The organism is Pseudomonas sp. MWU12-2037 (assembly GCF_023242345.1).
Lineage (GTDB): Bacteria > Pseudomonadota > Gammaproteobacteria > Pseudomonadales > Pseudomonadaceae > Aquipseudomonas > Aquipseudomonas gingeri_D.
This window is the reverse complement of record NZ_JALLIZ010000007.1, coordinates 264,627-286,937: the sequence shown is the minus strand read 5'-3', so window position 1 is coordinate 286,937 and position 22,311 is coordinate 264,627. Positions and strand designations below refer to the sequence as shown.

General features: G+C 61.1%; 20 protein-coding genes. 12 read left to right on the top strand and 8 right to left on the bottom strand.

Annotated elements, in window-relative coordinates; all coding sequences use genetic code 11:
- Window position 1 precedes the first annotated feature (1 nt).
- The 3 genes from M5B42_RS15710 to norR all read right to left on the bottom strand — a co-directional run bounded on the left by M5B42_RS15710 (window position 2) and on the right by norR (window position 3,068).
- Window positions 2–493, bottom strand: a complete 492-nt coding sequence (locus M5B42_RS15710; protein WP_248746359.1) for a GNAT family N-acetyltransferase — start codon at window positions 491–493, stop codon at window positions 2–4.
- A 1-nt stretch (window position 494) separates the two neighbouring features.
- Window positions 495–1,397, bottom strand: a complete 903-nt coding sequence (locus tag M5B42_RS15705; protein ID WP_103494552.1) for a chemotaxis protein — start codon at window positions 1,395–1,397, stop codon at window positions 495–497.
- A gap of 120 nt (window positions 1,398–1,517) precedes the next feature.
- On the bottom strand, window positions 1,518–3,068 hold the full coding sequence (gene norR / locus M5B42_RS15700) for a nitric oxide reductase transcriptional regulator NorR (protein ID WP_152741156.1): 1,551 nt from the start codon (window positions 3,066–3,068) through the stop codon (window positions 1,518–1,520).
- 155 nt (window positions 3,069–3,223) lie between these two features.
- Between norR and hmpA the strand changes: the two genes are divergently transcribed.
- From hmpA to cyoE, 7 genes are all read left to right on the top strand, one after another.
- Entirely contained in the window at window positions 3,224–4,405 is a 1,182-nt protein-coding gene (gene hmpA, locus M5B42_RS15695; RefSeq protein WP_248746358.1) for an NO-inducible flavohemoprotein, read from the top strand.
- 364 nt (window positions 4,406–4,769) lie between these two features.
- Complete coding sequence (locus tag M5B42_RS15690) at window positions 4,770–5,279, top strand: disulfide bond formation protein B (RefSeq protein WP_103494555.1); 510 nt, start codon at window positions 4,770–4,772, stop codon at window positions 5,277–5,279.
- A gap of 827 nt (window positions 5,280–6,106) precedes the next feature.
- The gene (cyoA, locus tag M5B42_RS15685; RefSeq protein WP_103494556.1) at window positions 6,107–7,045 is read left to right on the top strand and encodes a ubiquinol oxidase subunit II; all 939 of its coding nucleotides are present in this window, start codon (window positions 6,107–6,109) and stop codon (window positions 7,043–7,045) included.
- Between the two features lie 3 nt (window positions 7,046–7,048).
- Window positions 7,049–9,067, top strand: coding sequence for a cytochrome o ubiquinol oxidase subunit I (cyoB, locus tag M5B42_RS15680; protein ID WP_152741154.1), 2,019 nt, complete (start codon window positions 7,049–7,051; stop codon window positions 9,065–9,067).
- A gap of 3 nt (window positions 9,068–9,070) precedes the next feature.
- Window positions 9,071–9,697, top strand: a complete 627-nt coding sequence (gene cyoC / locus M5B42_RS15675) for a cytochrome o ubiquinol oxidase subunit III (protein WP_100941332.1) — start codon at window positions 9,071–9,073, stop codon at window positions 9,695–9,697.
- Complete coding sequence (gene cyoD / locus M5B42_RS15670; protein WP_100941333.1) at window positions 9,698–10,027, top strand: cytochrome o ubiquinol oxidase subunit IV; 330 nt, start codon at window positions 9,698–9,700, stop codon at window positions 10,025–10,027.
- Between the two features lie 10 nt (window positions 10,028–10,037).
- The gene (gene cyoE / locus M5B42_RS15665) at window positions 10,038–10,925 is read left to right on the top strand and encodes a heme o synthase (protein ID WP_248746357.1); all 888 of its coding nucleotides are present in this window, start codon (window positions 10,038–10,040) and stop codon (window positions 10,923–10,925) included.
- A gap of 56 nt (window positions 10,926–10,981) precedes the next feature.
- Here the strand turns inward: cyoE and M5B42_RS15660 are convergent, their stop codons facing one another.
- Window positions 10,982–12,394: a PLP-dependent aminotransferase family protein gene (locus M5B42_RS15660; RefSeq protein ID WP_248746356.1), complete on the bottom strand. Its 1,413-nt coding sequence runs from the start codon at window positions 12,392–12,394 to the stop codon at window positions 10,982–10,984.
- A gap of 200 nt (window positions 12,395–12,594) precedes the next feature.
- Here M5B42_RS15660 and M5B42_RS15655 point away from each other — a divergent pair, with 200 nt between their 5' ends.
- From M5B42_RS15655 to M5B42_RS15645, 3 genes are all read left to right on the top strand, one after another.
- Window positions 12,595–13,269 (top strand): hypothetical protein, encoded by a 675-nt coding sequence (locus M5B42_RS15655; RefSeq protein ID WP_248746355.1) that lies wholly within the window; start codon window positions 12,595–12,597, stop codon window positions 13,267–13,269.
- Window positions 13,270–13,531: 262 nt separating this feature from the next.
- Complete coding sequence (locus M5B42_RS15650; RefSeq protein WP_248746354.1) at window positions 13,532–13,837, top strand: DUF4124 domain-containing protein; 306 nt, start codon at window positions 13,532–13,534, stop codon at window positions 13,835–13,837.
- A gap of 132 nt (window positions 13,838–13,969) precedes the next feature.
- On the top strand, window positions 13,970–15,595 hold the full coding sequence (locus M5B42_RS15645; RefSeq protein ID WP_248746353.1) for a methyl-accepting chemotaxis protein: 1,626 nt from the start codon (window positions 13,970–13,972) through the stop codon (window positions 15,593–15,595).
- 7 nt (window positions 15,596–15,602) lie between these two features.
- Here M5B42_RS15645 and M5B42_RS15640 read toward each other — a convergent pair whose 3' ends face one another.
- Together M5B42_RS15640 and M5B42_RS15635 are read right to left on the bottom strand one after the other, a co-directional pair.
- Window positions 15,603–16,187, bottom strand: coding sequence for a DedA family protein (locus M5B42_RS15640; protein ID WP_103494563.1), 585 nt, complete (start codon window positions 16,185–16,187; stop codon window positions 15,603–15,605).
- A 155-nt stretch (window positions 16,188–16,342) separates the two neighbouring features.
- The gene (locus M5B42_RS15635) at window positions 16,343–17,164 is read right to left on the bottom strand and encodes an AraC family transcriptional regulator (RefSeq protein ID WP_103494564.1); all 822 of its coding nucleotides are present in this window, start codon (window positions 17,162–17,164) and stop codon (window positions 16,343–16,345) included.
- A 160-nt stretch (window positions 17,165–17,324) separates the two neighbouring features.
- On the opposite strand from M5B42_RS15635, the gene M5B42_RS15630 reads away from it, so the two are divergent.
- Window positions 17,325–18,149 (top strand): alpha/beta hydrolase, encoded by an 825-nt coding sequence (locus M5B42_RS15630; RefSeq protein ID WP_103494565.1) that lies wholly within the window; start codon window positions 17,325–17,327, stop codon window positions 18,147–18,149.
- 143 nt (window positions 18,150–18,292) lie between these two features.
- Here M5B42_RS15630 and M5B42_RS15625 read toward each other — a convergent pair whose 3' ends face one another.
- Window positions 18,293–19,198: a LysR family transcriptional regulator gene (locus M5B42_RS15625; protein ID WP_248746352.1), complete on the bottom strand. Its 906-nt coding sequence runs from the start codon at window positions 19,196–19,198 to the stop codon at window positions 18,293–18,295.
- Between the two features lie 101 nt (window positions 19,199–19,299).
- Here M5B42_RS15625 and M5B42_RS15620 point away from each other — a divergent pair, with 101 nt between their 5' ends.
- A complete protein-coding gene (locus M5B42_RS15620; RefSeq protein ID WP_248746351.1) occupies window positions 19,300–20,535 on the top strand; it encodes an acetylornithine transaminase in 1,236 nt (411 codons plus the stop codon).
- Window positions 20,536–20,725: 190 nt separating this feature from the next.
- On the opposite strand, the gene M5B42_RS15615 is transcribed toward M5B42_RS15620, so the two are convergent.
- Window positions 20,726–21,739, bottom strand: a complete 1,014-nt coding sequence (locus M5B42_RS15615; protein ID WP_103494568.1) for a sensor domain-containing diguanylate cyclase — start codon at window positions 21,737–21,739, stop codon at window positions 20,726–20,728.
- Window positions 21,740–22,311: the final 572 nt, after the last annotated feature.

The window sequence follows — 22,311 nt, the reverse complement described above, 5'->3', positions numbered from 1 at the left end:
ATTATGCCTGAGCCGGGCTGACTTCATAGCGTTCGATAAAGCGCATGCCGACCCGCTCGTACAGGCGCCGGGCGGCGAGGTTGTTTTCCATGACCTTGAGGTCGACGAAGGCTTCGCCGCGTGCGGCGAACACCTTGAACGCCTGGCGCAGCAAGGCCAGGCCCAGGCCTTCGGCGCGGCGACGCGGGTGCACCACCAGGTCCTTGATATAGGCGCTGGTCCAGCACAGCGCGACACCGGCCACGCCCTGTTCGTCGAGGGCGACCAGGCACAGCGCGGGATCGAACTCGGCATCGCTGGTGAAGTGTTGGCTCCATTGGGCGAAGTCTTCGACCTGGCCGCCGCCATCCTGGTAACCGTGCTTGAGCAAGGCATGCACCGGCTCCATCAGCTGTGCGCGTAATACGCCGATACGAATGCCGGACGGCCATTGGGGGATGTCCAGCAGGTCGTCGAGGTCCTTGCGCAGCAACTGGCAGTGGCGGTCGGACATCTCAGATACCTTGTTCCGCGACGGTCCGGGCCGCCTGGATCAGGCAGCGGGTCAGTTCCGGCGAGGAAAACTTGGTCAGCACCGCATTGGCCCCGGCCAGTCGTGCTTTCTCGCTGTTCATGGCGCTGTCCAGCGACGTGTGCAGGAGAATGTAGAGATCCTGGAAGTCCGGGGTTTCGCGCACTGTGCGGGTGAAGGCGTAGCCGTCCATCTCGGACATTTCGATGTCCGAAACCACTACGTTGATCTGTTCGGCGGTGCCTTGCAGGTCCAGCAGGCAACCGATGGCGTCCTTGGCGCTGCGGGCGGTGTGGCAAGTCAGGCCGAGGGTGCGCAAGGTGAGCACCGATTGCTGCAAGGCCACCTGACTGTCGTCGACCACCAGGATCCGTGCATGGCCGAGGATTTCCGCTTCTTCCATGGTCAGTTCGCTGGGGGTGACTTCGATTTGCGTCGGCGAGATACCGTGGATGACCTTTTCGATATCCAGCACCTGGACCAGCGTGCCGTCGACCTGGGTCACCCCGGTGATAAAGGCCTTGGGCCCGCCGGAACCGTAGGGCGGCGGACGGATATCGGTGGTCAGGCAATGAACGATCTTGCTCACGGCCTGGACGTGCAGGCCCTGTTTGGAGCGGCTGACATCGGTGACGATCAGGCAACCGCCGTCCGGGTCCACCAGGGGGCGTTCGCCGATGGCGCGGCTCAGGTCGATCACCGACAGCGAGGCGCCGCGCAGGGTGGCGATGCCTTTGACGTGGGGATGGGACTCCGGCAGCTTGGTCAGTGGCGGGCAGGGAATGATTTCACTGACTTTCAGCAGGTTGATTGCCATCAGCTTGCCGCTGCGCAAAGTGAAGAGCAGAAGGGATAGCGAGTCTGCGCGGGCTTTGTTGGAAGACATAAAAACCTTCTGTGGAAAAAGGTGGTCCAGGACAGATTAACCCTGAACGGCTATCGATGATGGGTTATCGACCCGATGGGGGCCGGCTTTAGGTGTAATACACAACTCGCTGTTAAGTGTTTACTTCAAGCCGAGGCGTTTGGCCATCCGCCCGAGGTTGGCCCGGTCCAGCCCCAGTTCGCGGGCGGCGCTGGCCCAATTGTGCTGGTGTCGCTCCAGGCAGGCGCCGATCAGTTGTCGCTGGTAGTTTTCCGTGGCCTGGCGCAGATCAACGCCGCTTTCGAGCTCCGGCGGGGCAAGGGTTTGCTCCTGTGGGGCCTGGGGGGCAGTCGTCGGCAAATCCAGATCGGTGGCGCTCAGGCTTAGGATTCTTGGCCGCTCCCGGCAATTGCCCAAGGCTTTCAGGGCGCTGCGTCCGATCAGGTGTTCCAGCTCGCGGACGTTGCCCGGCCAGTTGTACGCCAGCAGCGCCGCCTGCGCATCCGCACCCAGGCGCAAGCTGCCCAGCCCCAGGCGCGAGCGGTTCTGTTCCAGGAAAAAACCACTTAATAGCAATACATCGCGACCGCGCTCGCGCAGGGCCGGCACTTGCAGCGGATAGACGCTCAGGCGGTGGTAGAAGTCGGCTCGATAGCGCCCGCTGCGCACTTCTTCAGCCAGGTCGCGATTGGTGGCGGCGATCAACCGTACATCCACCTGATGCTCGCGGTCCGAGCCCAGGCGCTGTAGTTGGCCGCTTTGCAGGACCCGCAGCAATTTGGCCTGGACGCTTAGCGACAACTCGCCGACCTCATCGAGAAACAGCGTGCCGCCATTGGCCAGTTCGAATTTGCCGCGACGATCGTTCACGGCGCCGGTGAAGGCGCCGCGTACATGGCCGAACAGCTCGCTCTCCACCAGGGTATCCGGCAGGGCGGCGCAGTTGAGGCTGATGATGGGTTTTTCCGCACGGGGGGACGCGGCATGGATCGCCTGGGCCACCAGTTCCTTGCCGACCCCGGTTTCACCGGTGATCAGCACCGTCAGGTCGCTGCCGCCCACCAGGTTGATCTCTTCCACCAGGCGTTTGTGGGCTTTGCCCTGGCCGATCATCTCGCGATTCTGTGGACCGCTGGCCTGGCGATAGAGCTCGGCGCGCTGGTGTTCGTCCTCGGCGCGCAAGGCCAGACGCGCGATCCGTTCGGCGGCATTCACCGTGGCCGCCGCCAGGCTGGCGAAGGCCTGCAGGGCATCGAGCTCGATCCGTTCGAAGCGCTCCGGGTCCAGGGCGTCGAGGGTCAGCAGGCCCCAGGGTTGTTCGTCGATAAACAGCGGGCAGCCCAGGCAGTCATGGACCTCCAGGTGCTCGGTCAAACCCTCCACCAGGCCGTCGTAAGGGTCCGGCAGATCGGTGTCGCTGTCGAAACGGGTCGGCCCGTGGCTGCCGAGCAGGATCTGGAAACGTGGGTGTTCGCTGATCTTGAAGCGCCGTCCGAGGGTGTCCGGGCTCAGGCCATCGACAGCCAGCGGCACCAGCCACTCGCCGTCCAGGCGCAGCAGCGCGGCGGCGTCACAGGGCAGCAGGGCGCGCATGGCTTCGAGCAGGCGTCGATAGCGTTCACTTTCGGGCAGTTCCCGTGAGAGATCCGATACCAGCGGCAGTAGGGCCGTCAGCAGGAGTTTTGCAGTCATATTGACTCCTATGGTGTCGGAATGACTATAAGTTGCCTGTAGTCACTATGACTAATACAATTTTAACTTATTGATTTATATCATTTTTAATCTTGGCATGAAGTGTGATGAGTAAAGGTTGATTCAGATAAAACCTCACCCCCAGGAGTTGACCCATGCTGAGCGTTCAAGACCGTGCCATCGTCAAATCGACTGTCCCGCTGCTGGAAAGCGGCGGCGAGGCGCTGATCACTCACTTCTACCGGATGATGCTGTCCGAGTACCCGCAGGTGCGTCCACTGTTCAACCAGGCCCACCAGTCCAGTGGCGACCAGCCCCGGGCGTTGGCCAACGGCGTATTGATGTATGCCCGGCATATCGACCAGCTCGATCAGTTGGGCGACCTGGTGGCCAGGATCATCAACAAGCATGTTGCGCTGCAGATCCTCCCGGAGCATTACCCGATTGTCGGCACTTGCCTGTTGCGGGCCATTCACGAAGTGCTCGGCGAGGAGATCGCCACGCCTGAAGTCATGAGTGCCTGGGGGGCGGCCTATAAGCAGTTGGCCGATATCCTGATCGGTGCCGAAACGGCCATTTACGACGAGAAAGCCCTGGCGCCCGGCGGCTGGCGCGGCGCCCGGCTGTTCAAGGTGGTGGCCAAGGTCGAGGAAAGCCAGGAAATCACTTCGTTCTATTTCGAGCCGGAGGATGGCCAGCCGGTCCTGGCGTTCGCCCCGGGACAGTACATCGGCATGAAGCTGGTTATCGACGGCGAAGAGATGCGCCGCAACTACTCGCTCTCGGCGCTGGCGAAGGCCGGTCAGTATCGGATCAGTGTCAAGCGCGAGGCCGGTGGCAAAGTCTCGAACTACCTGCATGACCAACTGGCCGTCGGCGCCAGCCTGGAACTGTTCCCGCCGGCGGGAGAGTTCATTTTGGCGGCCAGCGACAAGCCGCTGGTGTTGATCAGTGGCGGGGTCGGGATCACGCCGACCTTGCCGATGCTCGAGGCGGCGTTGGCGGGTGAACGGCCGGTGCATTTTATCCACTGCGCGCGCAACGGCCAGGTGCATGCTTTCCGCGACTGGGTCGATGCCCTGGCCGAGCGTCATCCACAGCTCAAGCGCTTCTATTGTTACGCCGAGGATGATGGTGTGAGCCCCGCCGCGGACAAGGTCGGTCTGCTGAGCCAGGAACAGTTGGGCGAATGGTTGCCTCAGGAGCGTGACCTGGATGCCTATTTCCTCGGGCCCAAGGGTTTTATGGGCGTAATCAAGCGTCACCTCAAAGCCCTGGGGGTGCCGGAACAGCAGAGCCGTTATGAGTTCTTCGGGCCGGCCGCGGCCCTGGAGTAATTCGTGGTATCGCCGTGGCCAAGCCTGTGGCCAAGCCTGTGGCCACGGCGGTCGGCCGGCCGGATCGGGCGCATGGACAAAATCCCTGGGCGCGTTAATCCCGGTTTAATCGGCTTGTCGTTAATTCGCCGATCATTGTCGGCGATCTTGTGGTGGTTTACCCATACTCCCCCAGACACCGACCTCGCGTGTTCAATACGCTCAAAGGTCATGGTCAGCGTGTAGACTTCCGGGCAACACATGTTCACCGGGTTGAAACGAGCGGATTGCGACCTGTGGGCCTATGGGATACAACCTCGGTTTGATGCCGCAGCTCGCTGCGCGGCCCTTCGGCCGATCCAACAACGAGTCAAAGGGAAACGGGATGACTGACGAAATGATGCGGCTGGGACGGGAAAAACGCTTCCTGGTCCTGCTGGGGGTAATCTGCCTCGCCTTGATCGGCGGTGCGTTGTACATGCAGGTGGTACTGGGCGAAATGCCGTGCCCGTTGTGTATCCTGCAACGCTACGCCTTGCTGTTCATTGCGCTGTTCGCCTTTATCGGCGCGGGCATGCGCACCCGGCGCAGCCTCACGGTGCTGGAAGTGCTGGTGTGGTTGAGTGCCGTCGGCGGCATCATTGCGGCGGGTCGTCACGTCTATATCCAGGCCAATCCGGCGGTCAGCTGCGGCATCGACGTGCTGCAACCGATTGTCGACGGCCTGCCCCTGGCGTCGATCTTCCCGTTGGGCTTCCAGGTCGAGGGTTTCTGCGAAACGCCATACCCGCCGCTGCTGGGGCTGTCCCTGGCGCAATGGGCGCTGGTGGCTTTCGTGCTGACGGCGTTGCTGGTGCCGGTGGGTATCTACCGCAATCGCCAGAAAAACCGCTGATGTCGGTGGTCAGTCGATGCGGCTGAGGTTTGCCGATAATCCTTGGAAAACGCCCCGATCTTTCATGTAAGATCGGGGCGTTTTTTATGTCTGTCGGCCCTGGTAAAAAGCCCTGATAACCAGCAATAAAACGCGCGAAAAAACTGCGACATATTGTCACGTCGAAGCTGTCGCACTGGCCGTTTCTGACCTCGATGTCATCTTCTGATTGACAGCCATCCTCGAAAAAGTTCCCTGGCACGCTCTGTGTTTCACGTCTATACGGGGAGCCTCCCGATACCCCCCGAAGATCCTTCCAATACCCCGTCATGCTTGGGCCAGAGCCTCTTTCACGGCCCTTGCCAGGGTGATTTCACTGCGGATCAGTTGTTGGACAAAAGAGCGGTTCATGGCTTTTTGTTGAGAATGGAACGCGATACGATTCAGGATCGTTGCAAAAACGGTTAATGATTGTTGCGTGAATTGATAAAAAATATTTCAGGATGAGACGTGGTTTATAAAACGCTACCTCACTACAATCGCCGCACTGAATGTCCGGCGCCGCTCTGCCTGAGCGCAATAGGGCGGTCGAAGGGCTCAAGGGCGCTATGCGACCCCTGGTGCTGGCGACCTTTCCAAGTATCCGCACCAAATGGAATTGGTCTGTAACAAGGCCTATGACCCACGAAATCGAATAAGAACTCACGCCCGTTCCAGAGGTGCCGATCAATGATTGGTACGACGGACAGGCCCTTATTCAATCGGAAAAAATTGCCAACCCTTGGCAGGGTGAAGTGTTGGCTATCGAAACCCAACTGCATTGCGCAAGCTGCTTTAGAGGTCGTGAGATGAGTAAAACAAGGTATCCCAGATTCTTAGGCTTATTGCCGCTGCTCGGCACGTTGTTGCTGGGAGGGTGCAACATGACCTTGCTCGACCCGAAGGGTCAGGTCGCCCTGGACGAACGTAACCTGATCATCACCGCTACGCTGCTGATGCTGTTGGTCGTGGTGCCGGTCATCCTGATGACCTTTGCCTTCGCCTGGAAATACCGCGCGTCGAACAAGGACGCCACCTACGCGCCGAAATGGAGCCACTCCACCAAGATCGAAATCGTGGTCTGGGCCGTGCCTGCCATCATCATCCTGTTCCTGGGCATCGTCACCTACAAGTCGACCCACGCCCTGGACCCGTATCGTCCGCTGGAATCCGACGTCAAGCCGATCACCGTCGAAGTGGTCGCCCTGGACTGGAAATGGCTGTTCATCTACCCGGAACAAGGCATCGCCACCGTCAACAAGCTGGTCTTCCCGGCCAAGACCCCGGTGAACTTCAAGATCACTTCCGACAGCGTGATGAACTCGTTCTTCATCCCGGGCCTGGGCGGTCAGATCTACGCCATGGCCGGTATGCAGACCAAGCTGCACCTGATCTCCAACGAGAATCATGAGTACGAAGGGATTTCCGCCAACTACAGCGGCGCCGGCTTCACCGGTATGAAATTCAAAGCGACCGCAACCAGCCAGGCGGATTTCGATGCCTGGGTAGCTGAGGTCAAGAAGGCACCTAAACAGCTTGAACAAGCTGAATACGCGGACCTTGCCAAGCCAAGCCAGGACAATCCGGTCGCGCTTTATTCGACCGTGACGCCGAACCTGTTCCAGAACATCGTCGACAAGTACGAAGGGATGAAAGCAGGCAAGCCGATCGAGCACGAGAAGAAAGAAGTGGCCGCATCGGAAGGAATGGACATGAGTTCGCATTCAGCTGCCGGGGCAGAGGAGTAAACGATGTTTGGTAAATTAAGTTGGGAAGCGGTCCCGTTCCACGAGCCGATTGTCATGGTGACCATTGCCATGATCGCGCTCGGCGGTCTGGCTTTGTTCGCGGCGATCACCTACTTCAAGAAGTGGACCTACCTGTGGACCGAGTGGCTGACTTCGGTCGACCACAAGAAAATCGGTGTCATGTACATCGTCGTCGCCATGGTCATGCTGCTGCGCGGTTTCTCCGACGCCATCATGATGCGGACCCAGCTGGCCATGGCCACCGAGGGTTCTCCTGGCTACCTGCCGCCTCACCACTATGACCAGATCTTCACCGCCCACGGTGTGATCATGATCATCTTCATGGCGATGCCTTTCTTCACCGGCCTGATGAACATCGTCGTGCCGTTGCAGATCGGTGCGCGTGACGTGGCCTACCCGTTCCTGAACTCCCTGAGCTTCTGGCTGCTGGTTTCCGGCGTGGTGCTGATCAACGTTTCCCTCGGTGTCGGCGAATTCGCCAAGACCGGTTGGGTTGCCTATCCGCCGCTGTCGGGCCTGCAATACAGTCCGGGCGTGGGGGTGGATTACTACATCTGGGCGCTACAGCTATCAGGGCTGGGTACAACGCTGACCGGGGTGAACTTCCTGGCCACCGTGCTGAAAATGCGTACCCCTGGCATGAAGCTGATGGACATGCCGATCTTCACCTGGACCTGCACCTGGGCCAACGTGCTGATCGTCGCTTCGTTCCCGATCCTCACCGCTACACTGGCTTTGCTGACGCTTGACCGCTACATGGATTTCCACATTTTCACCAATGAACTGGGTGGAAATCCGATGATGTACGTCAACCTGTTCTGGGCCTGGGGTCACCCCGAGGTGTACATCCTGATCCTGCCGGCGTTCGGGGTCTTCTCCGAAGTCATCTCGACCTTCTCCGGCAAGCGACTGTTCGGCCACCATTCGATGATCTACGCCAGTGGCGCGATCTCGGTGCTGGGCTTCATGGTTTGGCTGCACCACTTCTTCACCATGGGTTCGGGTGCCAACGTCAACGCCTTCTTCGGCCTGGCGACGATGCTGATTTCGATCCCGACGGGGGTGAAGCTATTCAACTGGCTGTTCACCATCTACCGTGGCCGTCTGCGCATGACCAGCCAGGTTCTCTGGACCCTGGGCTTCATGGTGACCTTCGCCATCGGCGGCATGACCGGCGTACTGCTGGCCATCCCGGGTGCTGACTTCGTCCTGCACAACAGCCTGTTCGTGATCGCGCACTTCCACAACGTGATCATCGGCGGCGCGGTCTTCGGTTACATCGCCGGCTTCAGCTTCTGGTTCCCGAAAGCGTTCGGCTTCAAGCTGCACGAAGGTTGGGGCAAGGCAGCGTTCTGGTTCTGGATCTCCGGCTTCTTCGTCGCATTCATGCCGCTCTACGCACTGGGCTTCATGGGCATGACCCGTCGTCTGAACGCCAGCACCAACCCTGAGTGGGTGCCTTACCTGTACGTGGCGTTGTTCGGTGCCATTCTGATCGCCTTCGGTATCGCTTCGCAATTGATCCAGATCTACGTAAGCGTACGTGATCGCAAGCAGAACATGGACGTGACCGGCGACCCATGGAACGGCCACACCCTGGAATGGTCGACTTCTTCGCCACCGCCGTTCTACAACTTCGCCGAACTGCCGAAAGCCGATGGGGTTGACCCGTTCACCGAAGCCAAGGAAAACGGTACCGCGTACTCGGTGCCCAAGCGCTACCAGCCGATCCATATGCCGAACAACACCGCGACCGGCCTGGTCATGGGTGCTCTGCTGACCGTGTTCGGTTTCGCGATGATCTGGCATATCTGGTGGATGGCGATCGCTGGCCTGGCCGGTACGGTGATCTACTTCATCATCCATATCTCGCGTGATGATCAGGGTTACATGGTGCCAGTGGACGTCATCGAGCGTATCGAAGCTGAGCAGCACAAGGTGCTGGCGGCGGCGAAAGTGACTCCTGCCACCCGTGTTGAATCTTCGCTGGAACAGGCTTAAACCATGTCGAACTTAGTGACCAATGCTGGACACGCCCATGGTCATGACCATGGGCACGATGACCACCACCACGATACGAGCGAGATGACCGTCTTCGGTTTCTGGCTCTACCTGATGACCGACTGCATCCTGTTTGCGTCGATCTTCGCAGCGTACGCGGTGCTGGTTAACAACGTCGCCGGTGGCCCGTCGGGCCACGACATCTTCGAACTGCCGTACGTGCTGGGTGAAACCGCCTGCCTGTTGCTCAGTTCGATCACCTACGGCTTCGCCATGCTGGCGGTGTTCAAGGGCAAGAAAAGTCAGGTTCTGTTCTGGTTGGCAATCACCTTCCTGTTCGGCCTGGGCTTCATCGGCATGGAAATCAATGAATTCCACAAGCTGATCGAAGAAGGTTTCGGCCCTAACCGCAGCGGCTTCCTGTCCGGGTTCTTCACCCTGGTCGGGACTCACGGTCTCCACGTCAGCAGCGGTCTGATCTGGATGGGCGTGATGATGTACCAGGTCTGGAAAAACGGCCTGACGCCAAGCAACATCACCCGCCTGAGCTGCCTGAGCTTGTTCTGGCACTTCCTGGACGTCGTGTGGATCTGCGTATTCACCGTTGTTTACCTGATGGGGACTCTGTAAATGGCTAATGCACAGCATTCCAGTGATGCCAACCACGGCAGCGTGAAGTCCTACATGGTCGGCTTTGTCCTGTCGATCATCCTGACTATCATCCCGTTCGGCCTGGTGATGTACCCGTCGCTGCCGAAAGCGGCGACCCTGTGGATCGTTCTGGTCTTCGCAGTGATCCAGGTGCTGGTGCACCTGGTGTACTTCCTGCACCTGGACCGTTCCGCGGCACAGCGTAACAATGTGGTGGCGTTTATCTTCGCGGCACTGGTGATCGTCCTGCTGGTGGGTCTGTCGCTGTGGATCATGTTCAGCATCCACACCGTCATGATGGCGAAGTGAGGTAAACCCGATGTCGCTCAAGCACTTTATCCAAATCACCAAACCGGGGATCATTTTCGGTAACGTGCTTTCTGTGGCGGGTGGTTTCTTCCTGGCCTCGAAAGGGCATGTCGATCTGGCCATCTTCCTGGCGGCCATGATCGGTACTTCGCTGGTGGTGGCGTCCGGTTGCGTGTTCAACAACTGCATCGACCGTGACATCGACCTGAAGATGGAGCGCACCAAGAACCGGGTGCTGGTCCAGGGGCTTATCTCCCTGAAACTGGCCCTGATCTACGCCACCGTCCTCGGGGTCGCCGGCGTGGCCCTGCTGTACCGCGTCGCCAACCCGTTGGCGGCGCTGTTCGCGGTGATCGGCTTTGTCATCTACGTCGGCTTCTACAGCCTGTACTTCAAGCGCAAGTCGGTTCACGGCACGCTGATCGGCAGTCTGTCGGGGGCGATGCCTCCGGTGATCGGCTACGTGGCGGTGAGCAACAGCTTCGACATGGCGGCCCTGACGCTGCTGGTGATGTTCAGTTTGTGGCAGATGCCGCATTCCTACGCGATCGCGATCTTCCGCTTCAACGATTACCTGGCCGCATCGATTCCGGTGTTGCCGGTGAAGCGCGGGATCCTGGTGGCCAAGAAGCACATCCTGCTCTATATCCTGGCCTTCCTCGGCGCGACGTTGATGCTGACGTTCAGCGGTTATGCCGGCATGAGCTACCTCGCCGTGGCCGCGGCCATGGGCATGTACTGGTTGTACATGGCCTGGACCGGCTACAAGGCGGTGGATGACACGGTCTGGGCACGCAAGCTGTTTGTGTTCTCGATCTTCACCATCACTGCCCTGAGCGTGATGATGTCGCTGGATTTCAAGGTGCCCAGTGAGTTGCTGCTGACTTACGCCCGCTGAGTCCACCGGCTATTGAAAAAGCCCCGCCTTCGCAAGAAGTGCGGGGCTTTTTTTGCTCAGGCCTGGAGCAAACGCAGGAAGCGCTCGCGGACCCGTTCGTCGTCGCTGTGGGCGACGTTGAAGCGCAGAAAGCTCGAGGCTTCGGGGCCGGCGCTGAGCAAGGTCCCGGGGGCCAGCACGATGTCGTTTTCCAGGCCTTTGCGGGCCAGGGTCTCGGCCTCGATTCCGGCCGGCAGGCGGGCCCAGATGAACAGCCCTTCTCCCGGGCATGACGCCACCGAACAGCCGGCTTCGCCCAGCCAGCGGGCTACGCGGTTGTTGGCCGCATACAAGCGATCGATCAGGCGTCGGGCGTGCCGGGTGTAGCTGCCGTCGCTGAGCATTCGGTAGATGATCTGTTCCACCAGCTCCGAGGTCACGCAGCCGCTCGACATCTTCAGGTCGATCATCCGCGCGGCCAGCTCCGGCCGCAGCGCCAGGTAGCTGAGCCGGCAGTTGGCACTGAGTATCTTGGTGAACCCCGAGATATAGTTGATGTTGTCCAGGCCGCCGGCCGCCGCGAGGCGAGGGGTCTGTTTCTGCTGGATATCGCCATACAGGTCGTCTTCGATGATATGGAAGCCGTAGCGATGGCTGAGCTCCAGCAACCGATAGACCTGGGCTGGGGAAAAGGAATGACCGGTAGGATTGTGCAGCGTACTGTTGGTCAGGTAGAGCATCGGGCGATGACTGTCGAGCAGCTGTTCGAGCTGGTTGAAGTCCAGCCCGTCACGGCCGCGGGGAATGCTGACGATCCGCGCGCCGTGCAGCACCAGGTTCGCCCGCAGGTTGAAGTAGCATGGGTCGTCCAGCAGCACCGTGTCGCCGGGCTTGATCAACAGGCGCATAAGCATGTCGATGGCCTGGAGGGTGTTGGCCGTGGTGATGATCTGTTCCACCGGGACGTCGATATCCAGGGTCGACAGCTTCACCCGCAGGGCCTGGCGTAGCGGCGGGTAACCGGCGGGCACGCCGACTTCACCCATGCGCAGGGTGGTGGCCCGCAGGGTGCCGCGAGCGGCCTTGAGCAATTCCTCGCGAGGCAACCAGGAGGAGGGCAGGAAACCGCAGCCGGGGCGCAGGGCTCCGTTGTCCAGCAGCAGGCCCCGGCGCACCACGCTCAGGGTGTCCTGCGGCAGCAGCTCACGGCCGACTCCGGCCTGCACCGCCGCGCTGAGCCGTGAGACGTAGTGCCCCGAGCCCTGGCGCGAAGTGATCAGGCCCTTGGCCCGCAGCCGGTCCAGTGATTCGACCACCGTCGACTTGCCGACCCCCATGAGATCCGAGAGTTCGCGAATCGGCGGCAACTTGGCCCCGTGCTGCAGGGAGCCCTGGTTGATGGCAGCCGAGACGCGGTCGACGATCTGTTGTACCAGTGGCTCGCCTGGAAGGAACTCGATGGCGGCGATCACGGCTCTCTGAACCTGCATTTTACTGGTCGCTCGAGCAATAAAGTCCGGAGGATTCTAGTCGAACTTGCCCTGATCAAGAAGACATCCGCTCGCTAGTATCAAGAGGCCATTGTTCCCCTGCATGCCGTGCTGATTGAAGAGGTTCTCCCTACGTGTTGAAACTGCCCAATCGAACATTCGAGGTACCGCTGCATGACTGAACCCGCCGGGAGTCTGATATGAACGCGCAACCCTGTGTGATGGTGGCCGGCTGCGCGGGCAAGCGTGCAGGCGATATCCAGAAACTGCGCGAGCTGTGCCGGACGCTGTATCAGGCCTCGCTGATCTTTCTGGTGGAGAAGGTCCAGCCCGGGGATGACCTCGTGGCGGGTAACGCCTGGGCGCCTTCCCTCGCGGTCGAAAACGTCGACGCAGCGCTGAATGCTGTCTGCCGTTGTCTGGCCAGCGAGGATTGGAAAGACCTGGAGCTGCCGCTGTCCGCGACCTATCTGCGCCTGCAGGGGCTCTGCGCCGAGCTCCACCATGGCTGGCAACGCGATCTGGCCACGATCACCTTTGCGCTCGTGGCCCACATCCGCGTCAATACTCACCTGGAGCTGCTCGTCGATGAGCCAGGGGCGCAGCCGCGCAGTCGCCATGGGGCCGCGTCGCCCGGAACACGAAGCCAGATGCTCGCTGAAGTGGCGAAGGTAATGTACCTGGGGCTGGATACCGAGAAACACTTGTTCTTTGCGCGGATCCTGCCCAAGGCCCTCCACGGGTTTGCCGCCGAGGATCATTCGAAGTGGGAGGCAATCCTCCTGCAACTGGGGGTTGTGGAGGCCGATGTGCTGCTCGATGAAACGACTGATGCCAGCCATGACCGCGCAAGCATGCCTGTCCTGGCGCCATGAGCGATGCTGCTCGTGGCGGTGAAGATTGGATCCATGTATGGCGAAAGGCTTACATGCCGTGGCACTGATCTCCTCTGTTGACCGTTCATGGCCGGGGTTAATCTACACCCATCGCTGCTACGCAAGGATGTGTGCAGGATCAAGGATGATCGAACCAGGCCATGGAGGCCGCCGACGGGATGTCGGAATGCTTTGAAGAAAACCCGCTTCGGCGGGTTTTCTTTTATCTGTGGACAGCCAACACCTACAGGGATGCACACCCATGGGCAGATGCCTGGTCTTCGTTCTCCTCCTTGGCGCCTCCTGTTCGGCCTTCAGCGCCGATGCCTACAAGTGTGTCAGCCAGGACGGTAAGGTCAGTTTCGCCGCGCAGCCCTGCGCGCCGGACCAGGGCGTATCCAGCTGGCAAGCCCGCACCCAGCGCACGCAACTGCACAGCGTCTCGGCCGATGAGGCCAAGGCCGACACCATCAATCAGCGCGCCACGAAAATCCTGCAGGCGGGCTACCACACGCGCATTATCTACAAGGTCAATATCGTACCCGGCCCCGGACAGAAAGCTCCCTGAGACAAGCCAGTGTACGAGTGAAAGGGTTCGGCAATTATTTCAAGTTGTCGTACGACGTGCCGATAGCCTGCCAACTCTGAAGCTAAGGGCAGGGGTCGCTGACCCGAAGCCATAACAAAAAAGGCGGTCGTCATGTTTCTTCGTCAACTGAATATCGCGCCTCGCGCGGCGCTGGGTTTTGCCTTGATCGCGGTGCTGGTGGCCTTGCTGGGGGTGTTCGCCCTGGGCCAGATGTCGAACATCCGCGAAGGCGAGGTAGCGGTTGAAACCCAATGGCTGCCGAGTATTCGTGGCGGTGACGAGATCCGCGAGATCATGTTGCGCATCCGCACCATCTCCCTGCGCATGGCCCTCGACCAGGACCCGAAGAACATCGCGGTGTACCGCGGCCAGATGGACGTGCGCGACAAGGAATTGAGCGAGCGGATCGTCGCCTACGACAAACTGGTCACCAGCCCCGAGGCCCGGGTGTTGTATGACCAGTTCAAGACAACCTTCGCCGCGTACCGTGCCGGTATCGCCCAATCCTTCACCCTGGCCGAGCAGGGCCGGCGCGACGAACTGATCAAGCTGCTGCTGGTGGACATGAAGACCGTGGTGGACGGTTCCGGCAAGCAACTGACCGACCTGGCCGACCTCTTTACCAAACAGGTGGCGGCCGAGAGCCAGAAGTCCGAGGAGCACTACAGCAGCTCGCGGATGATCGTGATCCTGTTTATCGTCCTGGCGGCCCTGGCCACCGTGGGCCTGGCGACGTTGCTCACGCGCAGTATCGTCAAACCCCTGGGACAGGCCCTGAGCGCGGCGCAGAATGTGGCGCGGGGCGACCTGACCCAGCGTATCGAAAGCCACGGTGACGATGAAGTCAGTCACCTGCTCGAAGCCCTGGCCACCATGCAGCAAACCTTGCGTGACACTTTGCAAGGCATCAGCGGTTCGGCGACCTCGCTGACCACCGCGGCGGACGAACTGAATACGGTTACCCGGGGCAGCACCGAGGGCCTGCAACAGCAGAACCATGAAATCGAACAGGCGGCCACGGCGGTCAACGAAATGACCACGGCGGTGGAAGAGGTGGCGCGCAATGCCGTGTCCACCTCCGATGCCACCCGCAAATCCAGCGAATCGGCGCGGCTCGGCCAGGAGCGGGTGAGTGAAACTCTCGGCGCCATCAGCGCGCTGTCCGGGGACGTCGAGCGCACCGGGGAACTGGTGCGTTCGCTTGCCGATCAGTCCCAGGGCATTGGCAAAGTGCTGGAAGTGATTCGCGCCATTGCCGAGCAGACCAATCTGCTGGCACTGAATGCCGCCATCGAGGCGGCCCGTGCCGGTGAGAGCGGGCGCGGCTTTGCGGTGGTGGCCGATGAGGTGCGTGCCTTGGCCCATCGCACCCAGCAGTCGACCCAGGAGATCGAACAGATGGTGTCCGGCATGCGCAGCGGCTCGACCCTGGCCCTGGAGTCGATGCACACCAGCACCGCCCGTGCCGCCAGCACCCTGGCCCTGGCCGAACGGGCCGGCGAAGCGCTGGTGACCATCACCGCCTCGGTGCATGAAATCCACGAGCGCAACCTGGTGATCGCCAGCGCGGCGGAAGAGCAGGCCCAGGTGGCCCGGGAAGTCGACCGTAACCTGGTGAACATCCGCGACCTGTCGATCCGCTCGGCGACCGGGGCCGACCAGACCAGCGCCGCCAGCCATGAGTTGTCGCGGCTGGCAACTTCGTTGCAGGGACTGGTCGGGCGCTTCCGGGTCTGAGCCTGGCTCAGGCTTTCTGACGCTCCCGCGCCTTGGCCCGCAGATGGCGGATCAGGGCGATCCCGGCAACGATGACCACTACGCCGATCACGATGCGCAGGCGATAGGGTTTGAGATTGCCCAGCAGGCTTTCGAGGAAGCCGCCTGCCCAATAACCGGCCGTGGCAAAGAGCATGGCCCAGACCACGGCTCCGAGCAGGTTCATCAGGCTGAAGCGCAGCGGCGATAGCCGGCTGGCACCGATTACCAGCGGACCCACCAGGCGCATGCCATAGAGGAAGCGCACGGCAAAGATCGAGGTCAGCGGGTGGCGTTGAATGAGTCCCGTCACCCGTTCTATGGCGGCCTGCTGGCGATGCAGGCGGGGTAGCAGGCGGGCGCCGAAATAACGTCCGGTCCAGAACAGCGCCTGGTCGCCGAGCATCCCGCCGAGGCTGGCCCAGAAGATCACCAGCGGCAGGTGCAGGACCTGCTGGTGCGCCGCCACCCCGCCGAGGATCAGGATGGTTTCCCCTTCCAGCAGGCAGCCGATGAAGATGGCCCAATAGCCGTAGGTGGCGAGCAGGTAGTTGAAGTCGATGTGTTCGAACATAACGGTGTACTGATCCTTGTATCGGTCCATGGGCGCTGTTGCCGATGCACGAGGCAGCAGGCAGGCGACGGTGTTCTTGGGTCTGATCGATTGGCCAGGCGAAAGTGCCCTGGGGTGCCCGGCTCAACAATAGCCGAGCTTGTGCCTGTTCTGATTCAGGCTGACTGTCGCGCCAACCACTCCCGCGGACTTTCACCGATTTTGCGGCGAAAGGCCCGGGCCAGGGCCGATGGGCTTTCATAACCGACCTCATCGGCAATCAGGGCAATCGGCCGGCCCTCGCGTAAACGCTTCTGGGCCAGGCTGACACGCCAGCTGAGCACATAGTCTGCCGGAGTCTGGCCGACCACTTTGTGAAAATGCGCGGCGAAACTGGCCCGGGACATATTCGACTCCTGCGCCAGGTCGGCCACGGTCCAGGGTCGCTCGGGATGGTTGTGCATCATGGTCATGGCCCGAGCCAGGCGCAGGTCCGCCAGGCCCGACATCATCCCGGTGGTCATGCTGTGGTAGGCCATCATGTGCCGCAGGAACTGGATCACCATCAGTTCGAACAGGCGGTTCATCACTGCTTCGCGGCCACAGTGTTCGGCGAAGGCCTCAGCGAACAGCCACTCGAGATTGCCCTCGAGCATGGGCACCGCGGCGAGCGGCATCACGATGGTGTCGGACAAGGCCACGGACAGCGGATTGTCGATACCGCCATCGAAACGCAGCGCCGCGCAGACCAGTTCGGCGGCGTCGGCCTTGCTGGCAACCAGGCGATGGGGCAGGGGACGGGGGATCAGGATCAGGCTCGGTTCTTCGATGCGCAGCAGCTTGCCGCCGCTCTCGAGGTTGACCCGACCGCTTTTGAGCAGGTGCACGTGCCCGCGGGGTTCCAGGCCATCGACCTCGGCATTGCCTCGCAGGAGGCCACTGTGGAAGGTGTCGGCGGCGATGCCGAAGTGCGTGAGCAAGGTCGACAGGCGATCCATTCTTTCCCTCTCGTTAACGCTGGAATTAGACGATCTGGCGCATATCATCGACAGGAAGGCGCCATTCGTAAAGCTGTTTTGCCCATCATGGCCCCACGTTCAGCGACCTGGACGCCGCCGCTTCCGGTGGGTCAGCCATTTCATGCGAGAGGGAATACCAATGCAAATGTTCCGTTTTTCTGCCGTCTCCAAACTGTTCGCCGCCGTCGCCATCGCGGCTGGAGCCTTGTCGATGGGCTGGGCGGGTTCGGCCGCCGCTGCCGCGCAGCCGGGCCAGAAAGCCACGGTGGTGCTGGTGCACGGCGCCTTTGCCGAGTCTTCCAGCTGGAATGGGGTGATTGCCCGTCTGCAGGCCAAGGGGTATCCGGTGATCGCCGTCGCCAACCCGCTGCTCAGCGTGAAAAGCGATTCGGACTATGTGGCTGACATCGTCGAACATACACCAGGTCCAGTGATCCTGGTTGGGCATTCCTACGGTGGCTCGGTGATTTCCAACGCGGTCCATGGCCGTTCCAACGTCAAGGCATTGGTCTATGTTGCCGCCTTCGCCCCGGAAAAAGGCGAGACCGCGATCGAACTCTCCGGCCGTTTTCCGGGCAGCACCCTGGGCCCGACCCTGGCGCCGCCGGTGCCGTTGAAAGATGGCACGGTGGACCTGTTTATCCAGCAGGATAAATTCGCCGCGCAGTTCGCCGCCGATGTCGCCCCCAAGGATGCCGCGCTGATGGCCGCGACCCAGCGCCCGGTCGCCGAGGCCGCGTTGAAGGAAGGCTCGGGCGATCCGGCCTGGAAAACCCTGCCGTCCTGGTTCATCTACGGTTCGGCGGACAAGAACATTCCCGAAGCGGCCCTGAAGTTCATGGCCGATCGCGCGGGTTCCAGGGAGACAGTGGATATCAAGGGCGCGTCCCACGTAGTGATGGTGTCCCATCCGGACAAGGTCGCGGCGATCATTGAAGATGCGGCCAAGGCTATCGCCAAATAAACCACGAGCATCCAGACAGGCACAGTGAGGTTTGAAAGCCGATCAGGGATTCTGTGGGAGCGGAGCTTGCCCGCGAAGGGGCCCTTGAGACCGCCAAAAGCTTCGCGGGCAAGCTCCGCTCCCACAGGATGTGTACTCGGCCGCTAGGGCTTGCCCCACTTCTCCAGTGCGAACTCCACGAAGCTGCGCAGCTTGGGCAGTCGGTAGCGGTCTTGCGCGTAAAGCAGGTTCATCGGCCGGCTGGGCAGCTTGTATGTCCCCAGCAGCGGCACCAGTCGGCCTTCGCGCAGATCATCGCGCAGCAACGCATCCGGCAGCATCACGACACCCATTCCGGAGAGCGCCGCCTGGTACAACGCCGAAGAACTGTTGATGGTCATCGGGCCGCTCACCGGTACCAGGATTTCCCCCTCCGGGCCGCTCAGGCTCCACTGTTTTTCCACCGTCCGCCAGTCGTCGCCCGCCGGGTAGGCGAAGGCCAGGCAGTCGTGATGTTCCAGGTCCTGGGGGATGAGCGGTGTCCCGCGCCGTTTCAGGTACGACGGCGACGCACAGACGGTCAGCGCATAGTTTTCCAGGGGCCGGGCAATCAGCGCCGAGGGGTCGGGTGCACCCAGGCGGATCGCCGCATCAAAGCCGCTGTCGATCAGGTCTTCGCGCTGGTTGCTGAGCATTACGTCCAGCTTGATCCGGGGATACCGCAGCACGAACTCACTCAGGGCCGGTGCCAGGCGTTCGGAGCCGAAGGTCAGCGGCGCGGTGATCCGCAGGATACCGCTGGGCTCGCCCTGGGCCTGTTCGGCCAGGCGCTCGGAGTCCGCCACCAGCCCCAGCACCTCAAGACAGCGCTGATAGTAGGTCGAGCCGAACTCGGTCAGGCGCTGACGACGAGTCGTACGGTTAAGCAGGCTGACCCCGAGCCGTTGCTCCAGTGAGCGCAGGTGATTGCCGACCATGGTGGTGGAAATACCGCATTCCAGGGCGGCCGCGGTCATGCTGCCGCTCTCCACCACGGTCACGTACACCCGCATTGCCTGGAAAAGATCCATTATCAATCTCAGCTTTAAAATGATTGAAGCACAACGCAGTTTATCCAGCTCAGGTGGCTAACGATACTGCCAGCACCACCCCATGCCTGGAGCTCGATGCCATGACCGCCGCTAGCCTGATGACCACCTATCAACCACTGGACCTGGGGTTCGTCAAAGGGCTGGGCACCCGCCTGTGGGATCGCGAAGGCCGTGAGTACCTGGATGCGGTGGCCGGCGTGGCGGTGACCAATATCGGGCATTCCCACCCGCGGCTGGTGAGCGCTATCTGCGAGCAAGCCGGCCTGCTGCTGCACACCTCCAACCTCTACAGCATTGACTGGCAGCAACGGCTGGCCGAGCGTTTGACGCGGCTGTCGGGCATGGACCGGGTGTTCTTCAACAACTCCGGCGCCGAGGCCAATGAAACGGCGCTGAAGCTGGCGCGACTGCATGCCTGGCACAAAGGGATCGAGAAACCCCTGGTGGTGGTCATGGAGAATGCCTTCCACGGCCGTACCCTGGGCACCTTGTCCGCCAGCGACGGTCCGGCGGTGCGCCTGGGCTTCCATGACCTGCCGGGGGACTTCATCAAGGTGCCATACGGCGACCTGGCGCTGTTGCACAGCATTGCCCGCAGCCACGGCCAGCGGATCTGCGCGGTGCTGATGGAGCCGATCCAGGGCGAAAGCGGTGTGCAACTGCCGCCGCCAGGCTACCTGAAGGCCGTCCGCGACCTGTGCAAGCGGCGCTCCTGGTTGCTGATGCTCGACGAGATCCAGACCGGCATCGGCCGCACCGGCCAGTGGTTCGCCTTCCAGCACGAAGGCGTTGTCCCGGACGTGATGACCCTGGCCAAGGGCTTGGGCAATGGCATTCCCATCGGCGCTTGCCTGGCGCGGGGCAAGGCCGCCGAGCTGTTTACTCCTGGCAGCCACGGCAGCACCTTTGGCGGTAACCCGCTGGCCTGTCGGGCCGGCTGCACCGTGCTCGATATCATCGAGGAGCAGGGCTTGGTGGAGAATGCCCGGCAGCAAGGGGAGCATTTGCTGGCACGGCTACGGGCCGAACTGAGCGGTTGTCCGCAGGTCCTGGCGATACGTGGGCAAGGCCTGATGATCGGTGTCGAACTGCACCAGCCGGTACGTGACCTGGCGCTGATCGCGGCCCGGGACCAGGGCTTGTTGATCAACGTGACACGGGGCAAGACCATTCGCCTGTTGCCGCCGCTGGTGATCGACAAGCAGGAAGTCGAGATGATAGTGAAAGGGCTGTGTGGCGTATTGCAGTGGGAAAAAAACACGGCAATAGCGAAAGGCTTACACGCCGCGCCCGCAATCGCCTCTATGAGCGTTTGAGCGGCTGCCCTATTCTGGATCCATCACTGCTGCGCAAGGATGTGCACAGGATCAGGGAAGATCGACCATCGCCAGGACGGCAGCCGACAGGACGTTGGAATGGTCAAAAGAAAACCCCGCTTCGGTGGGGTTTTTTGTGTGTCGCGGGAAAAACCGGCGATGCCTGGCGTCGGCCAAGGCCAGTGCGGTCTCAATTGGAAATCACATTCTTGCCGGCACCCTTGGCGCGATACAGAGCCTGGTCGGCCCGGCCCATCAGTTCGTCCATGGGCTCGTCGGCGTGACGTTCCACCACCCCAAAACTGATTGTCAGTGAGTTCAGGCCCAAGGGGTTGCGTTGCAGCAGGCGCTCGCGCATTCGCTGTGCCAGGTTCATGGCGGTGGAGAGGGGGCTGTCCGGCAGGACCAGCATGAATTCGTCACCGCCCCAGCGCGCCAGCAGATCAGTGTCGCGCAGGCAGCCCTGGAGTGTTTGCGCGACCTCGACCAGCACCCTGTCTCCGCCTTGATGCCCGTGGCGGTCATTGATGAGCTTGAAGTCATCGATATCCATCGCAATCAGCGACAGCGCCTGGCGAAAGCGCCCGGCGCGCTGGCACTCCCGGGACAGGATCTTCTCCAGGCAATAGCGATTGGCGACCCCGGTCAGCGAATCGCTCTCGGCCAGGCGGCGGTTTTCCTCGAGCTGGGCCTGCAACTGGCGATTGACCCGTGACAGCTCGGCAGTCCGCTCGGCGACGATGGCCTCGAAGGAGTGGGTGCGGGCCTCCAGTTGTTCGAGCAGGCGCCGTTGGTCTTCGAGACTACGGTGGGCGCCGATCATCCGGGCGACCGAACCGTCGGGGTTGCGGGCGATCACATAGCCGCGGTCTTCGACCAGGATATAGTCGCCGCTGCGGGTGCGGCAGCGGTACTCGGCGTGATAACCCAGGGTGCGTTCATTCAGATGGTCGTCGAAATGCGCCATCACCTGTGGGTAGTCGTCGGGATGAATCACGTTTTCCCAGGTGAAGACGCTGTTCGGCAGGCTATTGGGGGAGTAGCCGAGCATTTCGTACCAGCCGGGGCTGCGGTAGACCAGGCCGGTATTGGCATTCCAGTCCCAGACGCCATCGCTGACCAGTTCAAGGATCGCGTGCACGACGTCTTCGTTGATATCGCCGAGTTGGCTGTTCCAGGGTCCGCTTTTGGATGGTTCGACCATCGCTGCTCACTCCTTTGGCATTGATTTCGGTGTCTCAGGCCAAAAGCGGGGACGCAACGGTCTATGGCACGGTAATACTGTACCGTTTGTTGTGGGAAATATAGAAGTATGTGGGGCGATAAAGTTCTGTCCTTTGCGCTTTACAAAGTATAGAACATGGCTTGAACTGCAAAAAACTGTGTGGAACTCAATGCTTTTCAAGCGTTAACACATTTCTAAAACCCGCTTCGACCGAAGTCGAAGCGGGCCACTGCTCAGACCTTAACGGTCATCAAAGTGATCTCGCAGAAAATTCCAAACGTGATAAGCACGAAGGGTATTGACTGCAAGGCTCCACGTACGTCGAAATAGCTTGGACATACTCTGGCCCTCCCAGGTGGGCCAAACCTCCAGTGTACTTACCGGAACATGTACACCTTAGGGTTCACACACCAGTGCAAACTATGAGGTGGCCGGGCTGATGGCCCCCTGAGCGAGTCCGGCACGGGTCCTACTCCGTGTCAGGGGGGCCTAAGTCAGCGCCTGTGCCTGGCCAAGCCTCATGTTGACTGACGTGATAGCCCGTGCATGAT

Coding starts and splice junctions, on each gene's coding strand:
- M5B42_RS15710 (WP_248746359.1), bottom strand. CDS start 493: ATGTCCGACCGCCACTGCCAGTTGCTGCGCAAGGACCTCGACGACCTG.
- M5B42_RS15705 (WP_103494552.1), bottom strand. CDS start 1,397: ATGTCTTCCAACAAAGCCCGCGCAGACTCGCTATCCCTTCTGCTCTTC.
- norR (WP_152741156.1), bottom strand. CDS start 3,068: ATGACTGCAAAACTCCTGCTGACGGCCCTACTGCCGCTGGTATCGGAT.
- hmpA (WP_248746358.1), top strand. CDS start 3,224: ATGCTGAGCGTTCAAGACCGTGCCATCGTCAAATCGACTGTCCCGCTG.
- M5B42_RS15690 (WP_103494555.1), top strand. CDS start 4,770: ATGACTGACGAAATGATGCGGCTGGGACGGGAAAAACGCTTCCTGGTC.
- cyoA (WP_103494556.1), top strand. CDS start 6,107: ATGAGTAAAACAAGGTATCCCAGATTCTTAGGCTTATTGCCGCTGCTC.
- cyoB (WP_152741154.1), top strand. CDS start 7,049: ATGTTTGGTAAATTAAGTTGGGAAGCGGTCCCGTTCCACGAGCCGATT.
- cyoC (WP_100941332.1), top strand. CDS start 9,071: ATGTCGAACTTAGTGACCAATGCTGGACACGCCCATGGTCATGACCAT.
- cyoD (WP_100941333.1), top strand. CDS start 9,698: ATGGCTAATGCACAGCATTCCAGTGATGCCAACCACGGCAGCGTGAAG.
- cyoE (WP_248746357.1), top strand. CDS start 10,038: ATGTCGCTCAAGCACTTTATCCAAATCACCAAACCGGGGATCATTTTC.
- M5B42_RS15660 (WP_248746356.1), bottom strand. CDS start 12,394: ATGCAGGTTCAGAGAGCCGTGATCGCCGCCATCGAGTTCCTTCCAGGC.
- M5B42_RS15655 (WP_248746355.1), top strand. CDS start 12,595: ATGAACGCGCAACCCTGTGTGATGGTGGCCGGCTGCGCGGGCAAGCGT.
- M5B42_RS15650 (WP_248746354.1), top strand. CDS start 13,532: ATGGGCAGATGCCTGGTCTTCGTTCTCCTCCTTGGCGCCTCCTGTTCG.
- M5B42_RS15645 (WP_248746353.1), top strand. CDS start 13,970: ATGTTTCTTCGTCAACTGAATATCGCGCCTCGCGCGGCGCTGGGTTTT.
- M5B42_RS15640 (WP_103494563.1), bottom strand. CDS start 16,187: ATGTTCGAACACATCGACTTCAACTACCTGCTCGCCACCTACGGCTAT.
- M5B42_RS15635 (WP_103494564.1), bottom strand. CDS start 17,164: ATGGATCGCCTGTCGACCTTGCTCACGCACTTCGGCATCGCCGCCGAC.
- M5B42_RS15630 (WP_103494565.1), top strand. CDS start 17,325: ATGCAAATGTTCCGTTTTTCTGCCGTCTCCAAACTGTTCGCCGCCGTC.
- M5B42_RS15625 (WP_248746352.1), bottom strand. CDS start 19,198: ATGGATCTTTTCCAGGCAATGCGGGTGTACGTGACCGTGGTGGAGAGC.
- M5B42_RS15620 (WP_248746351.1), top strand. CDS start 19,300: ATGACCGCCGCTAGCCTGATGACCACCTATCAACCACTGGACCTGGGG.
- M5B42_RS15615 (WP_103494568.1), bottom strand. CDS start 21,739: ATGGTCGAACCATCCAAAAGCGGACCCTGGAACAGCCAACTCGGCGAT.